At 71.9% G+C, this 10,119-nt stretch carries 7 protein-coding genes and 1 pseudogene; 5 read left to right on the top strand and 3 right to left on the bottom strand.

The features are described 5' to 3' along the window. Positions 1-513: pseudogene (locus tag E4099_RS22890) on the bottom strand (hypothetical protein); the annotation flags it as partial. Next, a complete protein-coding gene (locus E4099_RS22885) occupies positions 510-1,853 on the bottom strand; it encodes a DUF2252 domain-containing protein (RefSeq protein WP_167828453.1) in 1,344 nt (447 codons plus the stop codon). The gene E4099_RS22885 and the pseudogene E4099_RS22890, both read right to left, overlap by 4 nt. Before the next feature lie 194 nt (positions 1,854-2,047). Here E4099_RS22885 and dnaE point away from each other — a divergent pair, with 194 nt between their 5' ends. Further along, positions 2,048-5,593 carry a DNA polymerase III subunit alpha gene (gene dnaE / locus E4099_RS22880; RefSeq protein ID WP_135340993.1) on the top strand — a complete coding sequence of 1,182 codons (3,546 nt, stop codon included), beginning with the start codon at positions 2,048-2,050 and terminating at the stop codon, positions 5,591-5,593. A gap of 100 nt (positions 5,594-5,693) precedes the next feature. On the opposite strand, the gene E4099_RS33155 is transcribed toward dnaE, so the two are convergent. Beyond that, complete coding sequence (locus E4099_RS33155) at positions 5,694-5,855, bottom strand: hypothetical protein (protein ID WP_167828452.1); 162 nt, start codon at positions 5,853-5,855, stop codon at positions 5,694-5,696. A gap of 252 nt (positions 5,856-6,107) precedes the next feature. Here E4099_RS33155 and E4099_RS22875 point away from each other — a divergent pair, with 252 nt between their 5' ends. From E4099_RS22875 to E4099_RS22860, 4 genes are all read left to right on the top strand, one after another. Further along, positions 6,108-7,349, top strand: a complete 1,242-nt coding sequence (locus E4099_RS22875; RefSeq protein WP_245245100.1) for an NYN domain-containing protein — start codon at positions 6,108-6,110, stop codon at positions 7,347-7,349. 138 nt (positions 7,350-7,487) lie between these two features. Continuing rightward, positions 7,488-8,507, top strand: a complete 1,020-nt coding sequence (locus tag E4099_RS22870; RefSeq protein ID WP_135340991.1) for an ABC transporter ATP-binding protein — start codon at positions 7,488-7,490, stop codon at positions 8,505-8,507. A gap of 112 nt (positions 8,508-8,619) precedes the next feature. After that, positions 8,620-9,435 carry an ABC transporter permease gene (locus E4099_RS22865; protein ID WP_386388823.1) on the top strand — a complete coding sequence of 272 codons (816 nt, stop codon included), beginning with the start codon at positions 8,620-8,622 and terminating at the stop codon, positions 9,433-9,435. 59 nt (positions 9,436-9,494) lie between these two features. Then, positions 9,495-10,119, top strand: a 625-nt coding sequence (locus E4099_RS22860; RefSeq protein ID WP_135340989.1) for a hypothetical protein, incomplete at its 3' end; no start/stop codon positions are given.

The raw sequence follows: 10,119 nt of genomic DNA, 5'->3' as shown, positions 1-10,119 counted from the left end.
GCCCCCGCTGTCCCCGCTGCCCCCGGTACCTGAGCTCCCGCTGTCGGCCGTGCCGCCGGAGGACCCCTTGCCCAGCTCGCCCACCCCGACGGTGTCGGCGGTACCGGCCCGGTCCGAGGAGCTGTCCCGGGTGAACAGCACCAGCGCACCGGTGGCCAGCAGCGTGGCGGCCACCCCGGCGGCCACCCAGCCGATCAGTGCCTGCCGCCGGCTCTCCGCCGACCGGGTTCCGACCGGCTGCGGGGCGCCGGGTATCCGCGGCGGCGGGTAGCCGGGCAGCCCCGGCTGCGGGGAGGCGCCCGGCGGCGGGTATCCCGGCACCGGCGCGCCGGCCGGGCCGGGCCCGCCGGACGCGGGCGGCGCGGCCGGGGGCAGCGGCCCCTGCGGCCCGGGGCCCTGCCCCGGCTGCGCCGGCTGCCCCTGCGGAGCCTGCCCCGGCTGTCCCGGCCCCTCCGGCCCCTGCGGACCCTGACCCTGTCCCGGCTGCTCCTGGCCGGGCTCGACGCCGCTCACAGGCCCGGGATCCGGCCGTTGCGGAACAGGTCCACGAAGATCTGGTGGTCGGCCCGCGCCCGCGCCCCGTAGGAGTGCGCGAAGTCCACCAGCAGCTCCGCGAAGCCGTCCTCGTCGGCGGCGATCACCGCGTCGATCGCACGCTCGGTGGAGTACGGCACCAGCGAGTGGCCGCTGGTGTCGTCCGCCGCGGCGTGCATGGTCGCGGTCGCCCGCCCCAGGTCGGCCACCACGTTCGCGATCTCCACCGGGTCGTCCAGGTCGGACCAGTCCAGGTCCACGGCGTACGGCGACACCTCGGCGACCAGCTGGCCGGCACCGTCCAGCTCCGTCCAGCCCAGCCACGGGTCGGCGTGGGCCTGCAGGGCCCGCTGCGAGATCACCGTCCGGTGGCCCTCGTGCCGGAAGTACGAGCGCACCCCCGGGTCGGTGATGTGCCGGGAGACCGCCGGGGTCTGCCCCTGCTTCATGTAGATCACGACGTCGTTCTCCAACGCGTCGCTGTTGCCCTCCAGCAGGATGTTGTACGAGGGCAGACCGGCACTGCCGATCCCGATGCCGCGGCGCCCCACCACGTCCTTGACCCGGTAGGAGTCGGGCCGGGCCAGGCTGGACTCGGGCAGCGTCTCCAGATAGCCGTCGAAGGCGGCCAGCACCTTGTAGCGGGTGGCGGCGTCCAGCTCGATGGAGCCGCCGCCGGCGGAGAAGACCCGCTCGTAGTCGCGGATCTCGGTCATCGAGTCGAGCAGCCCGAAGCGGGTCAGCGAGCGGGCGGCGCGCAGCGAGGCCAGCAGCGGGCCCTCGGCGGTCTCCAGCGTGAACGGCGGCAGGTCCGCGCCGGACCCGGCGCCCGCGGCCAGCGCGCGGATGCGGTCCCGGTAGGCGGCGGCGTAGGTCCGCACCAGCTCGCCGATCTTCTCGTCGCTGAGCGCCTTGGTGTAGCCGATCAGCGCCACCGAGGCGGCGAACCGCTTGAGGTCCCAGGTGAACGGCCCGACGTACGCCTCGTCGAAGTCGTTGACGTTGAAGATCAGGCGGCCGGTGGCGTCCATGTAGGTGCCGAAGTTCTCCGCGTGGAGATCGCCGTGGATCCACACCCGGCTGGTCCGCTCGTCCAGGTAGGGTCCGCCCGCCCCGTCCCGGGCCCGCTCCAGGTCGGCGTAGAACAGGCACGCCGTGCCCCGGTAGAAGGCGAAGGCGGAGGCGGCCATCTTCCGGAACTTCACCCGGAACGCTGCCGGGTCGGCGGCGAGCAACTCGCCGAAGGCGGTATCGAAGACGGCGAGGATCTCCTCGCCGCGCTGGGCGACGTCCCCCCGAGGGACGTGCAGGTCCGACATCGCGGGATGCCTCCTGGGTGACGGGTGCGTGGACTGGTGTGCCATCGCGGACAACGGCCGAGGCTACCCCCGAGTGCCCGGGGACTGTCAGTGCGGAGCGGTAGTCTCGGAAGCTGTCTCGGCCGGCGTCCCACCACCCCGCCCCCCGAGCCGGCGCTCAGCGCACCGCACTACTCATCCGGAGGTCCTCCACCGTGGCAAAGCAGCCGTTCACGCACCTGCACGTGCACACCCAGTACTCGCTGCTGGACGGTGCGGCGCGGCTCAAGGACATGTTCCAGGCCTGCAACGACATGGGCATGTCCCACATCGCCATGACCGACCACGGAAACCTGCACGGCGCCTACGACTTCTACCAGCAGGCCACCGCCGCCGGGGTGACGCCGATCATCGGCATCGAGGCCTATGTGGCACCCGAGTCCCGCCGCTACAAGCGCAAGGTCCAGTGGGGTCAGCCGCACCAGAAGCGGGACGACGTCTCCGGCTCCGGCGGCTACACCCACAAGACGATCTGGGCGGCGAACAAGACCGGGCTGCACAACCTCTTCCGGCTCTCCTCCGACGCGTACATGGAGGGCTTCCTCCAGAAGTGGCCGCGGATGGACAAGGAGACCATCTCCCAGTGGTCCGAGGGGCTGATCGCCTCCACCGGCTGCCCCTCCGGCGAGGTGCAGACCCGGCTGCGGCTCGGCCAGCCCGAGGAGGCGCTCAAGGCCGCCGCCGACTACCAGGACATCTTCGGCAAGGGCCGGTACTTCCTGGAGCTGATGGACCACGGCATCGAGATCGAGAAGCGGGTGCGCGACGGCCTGCTGGAGATCGGCAAGAAGCTCGACATCCCGCCGCTGGTCACCAACGACTCCCACTACACCTACGCGCGCGAGGCCGACGCCCACGACGCGCTGCTGTGCGTGCAGACCGGCAAGAACCTCTCCGACCCGGACCGCTTCAAGTTCGACGGCACCGGCTACTACCTGAAGTCCACCGAGGAGATGTACGCCATCGACTCCTCGGACGCCTGGCAGCAGGGCTGCGCCAACACCCTGCTGGTCGCCGAGCAGGTGGACACCACCGGCTGGTTCGAAAAGCGCGACCTGATGCCCCGCTTCGACGTGCCCGAGGGGTACACCGAGGTCACCTGGTTCCAGGAGGAGGTCCGGCGCGGCATGGCCCGCCGGTACCCGGGCGGGGTGCCCGAGGACCGCCAGAAGCTCGTCGAGTACGAGATGGACGTCATCATCCAGATGGGGTTCCCGGGCTACTTCCTGGTGGTCGCCGACTTCATCATGTGGGCCAAGAACAACGGCATCGCGGTCGGCCCCGGCCGAGGCTCCGCGGCCGGCTCGATCGTCTCGTACGCCATGGGCATCACCGACCTGGACCCGGTCGAGCACGGACTGATCTTCGAGCGGTTCCTCAACCCCGAGCGCGTCTCCATGCCCGATGTCGACATCGACTTCGACGAGCGCAGGCGCGGTGAGGTCATCCGGTACGTGACCGAGAAGTACGGCGCCGACAAGGTCGCCCAGATCGGCACCTACGGCACCATCAAGGCCAAGAACGCGATCAAGGACTCGGCTCGGGTGCTCGGCTACCCGTACGCCATGGGCGACCGGATCACCAAGGCGATGCCCGCCGACGTCCTCGGCAAGGGCATCCCGCTCTCCGGCATCACGGACGAGAAGCACCCGCGGTACAGCGAGGCGGCCGAGGTCCGCGGCATGTACGAGAACGAGCCGGACGTGAAGAAGGTGATCGACACCGCGCGCGGTATCGAGGGCCTGGTCCGGCAGATGGGTGTGCACGCGGCCGGCGTGATCATGTCCAGCGAGAGGCTCACCGACCATGTGCCGGTCTTCTCGCCGAAGAACGACGGCCAGGTGGTGACCCAGTGGGACTACCCCACCTGCGAGTCGCTGGGCCTGCTGAAGATGGACTTCCTCGGCCTGCGCAACCTCACCATCATGGACGACGCCGTCAAGATGGTGAAGGCCAACAAGGGCGTGGAGCTCAAGCTCCTGGAGCTCCCGCTGGACGACCCCAAGACCTACGAGCTGCTGTGCCGCGGTGACACCCTCGGCGTCTTCCAGTTCGACGGCGGCCCCATGCGCGCCCTGCTGCGCATGATGAAGCCCGACAACTTCGAGGACATCTCCGCCGTCTCGGCCCTGTACCGGCCGGGCCCGATGGGCATGAACTCGCACATCAACTACGCCCTCCGCAAGAACGGCCAGCAGGAGATCACCCCGATCCACCCCGAGCTGGAGGAGCCGCTCAAGGAGGTCCTGGACATCACCTACGGCCTCATCGTGTACCAGGAGCAGGTGCAGAAGGCCGCCCAGGTACTCGCCGGGTACTCGCTGGGACAGGCCGACCTGCTGCGCCGCGCGATGGGCAAGAAGAAGAAGGAGGTGCTGGACAAGGAGTTCGTGCCCTTCCAGGCGGGCTGCCGTGAGCGCGGCTACTCCGACGAGGCCATCCAGGCGGTGTGGGACGTACTGGTCCCGTTCGCCGGATACGCCTTCAACAAGGCGCACTCCTCCGCGTACGGCCTGGTCACCTACTGGACCGCCTACCTCAAGGCGAACTACCCGGCCGAGTACATGGCCGCGCTGCTCACCTCGGTCCGCGACGACAAGGACAAGTCGGCGGTCTACCTCAACGAGTGCCGCCGGATGGGCATCAAGGTGCTCCCGCCGAACGTCAATGAGTCCGAGGCGAACTTCACCGCCCAGGGTGATGACGTGATCCTCTTCGGCCTCACCGCGGTCCGGAACGTCGGTCAGAACGTGGTGGACTCGATCATCCGCTGCCGGAAGTCGAAGGGGAAGTACAACTCCTTCCCCGACTACCTGGACAAGGTCGAGGCCGTGGTCTGCAACAAGCGCACCACCGAGTCGCTGATCAAGGCCGGCGCCTTCGACACCATGGGGCACACCCGCAAGGGCCTCACCGCGCACTACGAGCCCATGATCGACAACGTGGTCGCGGTGAAGCGCAAGGAGGCCGAGGGGCAGTTCGACCTCTTCGGCGGCATGGGCGAGGACAGCGGTGGCGACGACGGCCCCGGGTTCGGCCTCGATGTGGAGTTCTCCGACGTCGAGTGGGACAAGGCCTACCTCCTCGCCCAGGAGCGCGAGATGCTCGGCCTGTACGTCTCGGACCACCCGCTCTTCGGCATCGAGCACGTCCTCAACGACAAGACCGACGCGGCCATCTCCCAGCTCACCGGCGGTGAGCACGGCGACGGCGCGATCGTGACCATCGGCGGCATCATCTCCGGCCTGCAGCGCAAGATGACCAAGCAGGGCAACGCCTGGGCCATCGCCACCGTCGAGGACCTCGCGGGCTCCATCGACTGCATGTTCTTCCCCGCCACCTACCAGCTGGTCTCCACCCAGCTGGTGGAGGACGCGGTGGTCTTCGTCAAGGGCCGGCTGGACAAGCGCGAGGACGTGCCCCGGCTGGTCGCGATGGAGCTGATGGTGCCCGACCTGTCCGAGGCCTCCGCCAACGCGCCGGTGACCATCACCATTCCGACCGTGAAGGTCACCCCGCCGCTGGTGGAGAAGCTCGGCGAGGTGCTCACCCACCACCGGGGCTCCACGGAGGTGCGGATCAAGCTCCAGGGCGCCCGCAAGACCACGGTGCTGCGGCTCGACCGGCACCGGGTCACCCCCGACCCCGCCCTCTTCGGCGACCTCAAGGTGCTGCTCGGCCCCTCCTGCCTGGCCGGCTGAGCCTCCCCGCGCACAGCGGCCGGACAGGACCTGCGCGCCGCGCGACGGAAAGGACGCGCACCGAAAGGTGCGCGTCCTTCGTGCGTGCGGGCTCCCCTGATCAGTTGTGCCCGAACCGCTTCTGGCGGCCCTTGCGTGCCATGGCCGAGGAGTCGGGCTGCGACGGCATCTGCTCGGCGCGGGACTCCGCCGGGGACGCCTTTCCTTGCTCGGCGGAGGTGCGGGCCTGTTTGGCGCGGTCGCGGTTCTTGTTCTTGGCCATGGCTGTTCTGCCTCCAGTCGGGGTCGGTTTCCCCCGCAGACACAGTGACACGACAGAACATAGAGTGCATTTCAGACAATTACCGTGAGTGAGAGAGGCTCATGAGGGGTAGGCCGTATCCGCCACGCCGTTGATCCAGTTCGGACTGATAACCCCACCGTGCTCGGGCAGACTCGAAACGTAGCCAGTAGAGCCGGGCAGGCACGGATGTGCCGGGGACCGCACGTCCGGACTTCAGGGAAGAGGTGGAACGTGGACCGCTGCGTCGTCCTGGTGGACGCCGGGTATCTGCTGGGCGCCGCCGCAAGTCTGCTCGCCGGAGAAGCCGCCCGGTCCCGTATCACGGTGGACCACGCGGCCCTGATCCACGGGCTGCGGGAGCGCGCCGAGGAGGAGACCGAGCACCCGCTGCTGCGCATCTACTGGTTCGACGGCGCCCCGGACCGCGTGCCGCAGCCCGAGCACCGGCGGCTGCGGGTGATGCCCCGGGTCACCGTCCGGCTGGGCGCCCTGACCCGGAGCGACGGGCGGTGGGCCCAGAAGGGCGTGGACGCGGCCATGCACGCCGAACTCACCGAACTCGCCCGCAACCGGGCCTGCTCCGACATCGTGCTGGTGACCGGTGACGGCGATCTGCTGCCCGGCCTGATGGACGCCAAGGAGCACGGCGTCGCCATCCACCTGTGGGCCGTGCAGGCCGCCGACGGCGACTTCAACCAGTCCGAGGACCTGGTCGCCGAGGCCGACGAGCGGCGCGTGCTGGACCGCGCCTGGATCACCCGCGCGGTACGGGCCAAGGAGCAGGGCAACCAGTGCGCCCCGCTGCCCGAGACCTCCTCCGCCCCCGCCTCGGCCGGCGCCGAGGACCGGGCCCCCGCGGCCCGCAACGGCGGCGCCGCCCCGCCGGCCCCGGCACCGGGAGCCGCGGGCCGGGCCGCATCGGACGCCGGGGCACCCGGCACCGCCGAACCGGCCGGCACCTCCGGGCCGCGCGGCGTCCCCACCCCCAAGGACCTCGCCGGGCTCGGCCGCGCCGCCACCGCCGTCCAGGCCGGCCCGCAGCCGGTGCCGGGCGCCACCCTGCGCTGGTCCTCCGACAAGGGCTGGGTGGACCGGGGCGCCCCGGCCCAGGAACCGCCGGAGACCGCCGCCCTGCCGATGCTCGCCCAGCTCACCAGCGCCGAGCAGCGCTGGGCGGACCGGGAGGAGGACATCACCACGGTCAGCGGGGACCCCTTCGAGGTCGGCCAGGTGTTCGCCCGGCGGTGGGTGGAGCGCCTCAGCGACCCGGGACTCCTGCCCCAGCTGTCCGCGGAGTACCCGCGGATCCCGCACCGCATCGACGGCGAGCTGCTGCGCTACGCGGCCCGCTTCGGTCTGCTGGCGCACAAGGACGACCAGATCGACGAGCACGACCGGTACGCGATCCGGGCGGGCTTCTGGCGCGAGATCGACGCCCGCGGCGGCACCGGCGGCTCTCCGGCCGCGGACTGAGCGCGGTGCCGCGGACCCCTGCCGCCGGCCGCCGGGCGGCCGGTTCGCCGCGCGCACTGCCACAAGACGTCACCAGCCGCACCGAACCGACGGACCCAAGGCCGAGCGCGCCCGCGCGGGCGCGTACCCTCATAGCTCGTGAGGACGGGCGCGAATCAGGCGGCAGACGGCGATGCGGTGTGCACCGTACGCGGGTTGGTCAAGACCTATCCGGCCGCGCGTGCCCGCCGCGGGGTGCCCGCCGCCCCCGCCGTACGGGCCAGTGACGGCATCGACCTGACCGTCCGGCGCGGTGAGCTGTTCGGGCTGCTCGGGCCCAACGGCGCCGGGAAGACCACCCTGGTGCGCCAGCTCACCGGACTGCTGCGGCCCGACCAGGGCAGCGTGCGACTGCTCGGCCACGACCTGGTCCGCCACCCCGAGCGCGCCGCCCGGCTGGTCGGCTACCTGGGCCAGGAGTCCACCGCGCTGGACGAGCTGACCGTCGCACTCGCCGCCGAGACCACCGGCCGGCTGCGCGGGCTCGACACCCGCACCGCCCGGGCCGAGCGGGACGCGGTCCTGGACGAGCTGGGCCTGGCGGAGCTGGCCGGACGTCCGCTCAAGAAGCTCTCCGGCGGTCAGCGGCGGCTGGCCTGCCTGGCCGCCGCCCTGGTCGGCGAGCGGCCGATGCTGGTGCTGGACGAGCCGACCACCGGCATGGACCCGGTGGCACGCCGCGCGGTGTGGGCCGCCATCGACCGGCGCCGGGCCGAGCGCGGCACCACCGTGCTGCTGGTCACCCACAACGTCATCGAGGCGGAGACGGTCCTGGACCGGGTGGCCGTGCTGGAGCGCGGCAAGGTCATCGCCTGCGACACCCCGGCCGGGCTCAAGGCGCTGGTCGCCGACGAGGTACGGGTGGAGCTGGTGTGGCGGACCGACCCGCCGCTGGACGTACCCGAGGTGGCCGCGCTCCACGAGCACGCCCGGGCCCAGGGCCGGCGCTGGCGGATGCGGCTCGCCCCGGAGCAGGCACGGGCCGCGATCGCCGCGGTGACCGGCGGCCCGGCCTTCGCCGCGCTGGACGACTTCACCCTCGCCACGCCCAGCCTGGAGGATGTCTACCTGGCACTGGGCGGTCACGCGGAGGGCACCGAGGGGCTGGTGAAGGCGTGATCGGCCGCGCCGCCCGGACCCGTACCCGGCCCGTCCCCGCCGTGCCGCCTGCCGTATCCGGGCGCCGCCCGGCCCCCACCGCACTGAAGAGGAGCCGCGCAACGTGACTGCCGTGTCCCTGGAGGCCGTGCCCAGCGACGGCGGCCGGACGGCGCCCGCCCCGGACGCCGAGCCCGCCCCGCTGGCACCCGGTGCCCGGCTGCTGCCCGCACTCGGAGCCGTCTACCGGGCGCAGCTCTCCCGGGCCCGGGTGGCCCGTATCCCGCTGCTGTTCGTGGCCACCTTCCAGTCCATCGGGATCATGGTCCTGATGCGCGGGGTGGTGGACGGCGGCAGCGAGGCGCGCGCCGTGGTGTCCGGCTCCAGCGTGCTGGTGGTGGCCTTCGTGGCGCTCAACCTGCTGGCGCAGTACTTCGGCCAGCTGCGGGCCAGCGGCGGCCTGGACCACTACGCCACCCTGCCGGTGCCGCCCGCGGCGGTGGTGCTCGGCGCGGCCGCCGCGTACGCCTCCTTCACGGTGCCGGGGACCCTGTTCACCGCGGTGGTCGGCAGCGCCCTGTTCCAACTGCCGATGGTGCACCTGTGGGTGCTGGTGGCGGTGGTGCCGCTGGCCGGTGCCGCGCTGGCCGGGCTGGGCGCCGCGCTCGGCCTGCTGGCGCCGCGCCAGGAGCTGGCGACCCTCCTCGGCCAGCTGGGTATGTCGGCCGCCCTGCTGCTGGGCGTGCTGCCCGCCGACCGGCTGCCCACCCTGGTGTCGTACGCACGTGATCTGCTGCCCTCCACTTACGGTGTGGAGGCACTGGCCCGGTCCTTCTCGGCCCATCCCGACTGGCTGCTGGTCGGTGCCGACCTGGGCGTCTGCGCGGCCGTGGGAGTGGTCTCGCTGGCCGCCGCGACCTGGGCCTATCGCCGGGCCACCGTCCGGTGACCGGGCACCGTACTCCTCCTGGCCGTATACCGACGCCGTCCACCTGGCACGATGACGGAGTGACCGCACCGTTGACGCCCCACGACAAGCCCGCCCCCGCGCCCCAGCCGATGGGTGCCACCGCCTTCGTCCCCCCGCATCTGCGGGACCGGGTACCCCCCGTCACCCGGGCCGAGGTGGTGGAGGCGGCGCTGGTGTCACTGGCCGTCGGGGTCCTCGGCGCGGTGATGGGGCTGCTGTGGCTCTGGCTGGCACCCCATGTCCAGCTGATCGCGGACAAGCAGGCCATCTACATCAAGAACCCCGAGGGCGAGAACGCGATCGGGGCCGACGGCACCTTCGTCCTGCTGGGTCTCGGCATGGGCCTGCTGACCGCGGTCGCGGTCTTCCTGTTCCGGCGCCGCGGCGGCATCGCGCTGGTGCTGGGGCTGGCACTGGGCGGCATCCTGGGCTCGGTGCTGGCCTGGCGGCTCGGTGTGGCCCTCGGCCCGGAGTCGGACATCAGGGCGCACGCCCGGCAGGTCGGCCCTGGCGTCACCTTCGACAAGCCGCTGGAGCTGGCCGCCAAGGGCGCGCTGCTGGCCTGGTCGGTGGCGGCGATGCTGGTCCACCTGCTGCTGACCTGGACGCTCGGCCCGCGCGACCCCGAGCCGCAGCAGGGCTACGCCCCCGCCTTCGCCTCCC

Source organism: Streptomyces palmae, assembly GCF_004684805.1.
Lineage (GTDB): Bacteria > Actinomycetota > Actinomycetes > Streptomycetales > Streptomycetaceae > Streptomyces > Streptomyces palmae.
Note: the sequence above shows the minus strand (reverse complement) of the source record. Positions and strands in the feature narration are given on the sequence as shown.

Coding starts and splice junctions, on each gene's coding strand:
- E4099_RS22885 (WP_167828453.1), bottom strand. CDS start 1,853: ATGTCGGACCTGCACGTCCCTCGGGGGGACGTCGCCCAGCGCGGCGAG.
- E4099_RS33155 (WP_167828452.1), bottom strand. CDS start 5,855: ATGGCCAAGAACAAGAACCGCGACCGCGCCAAACAGGCCCGCACCTCC.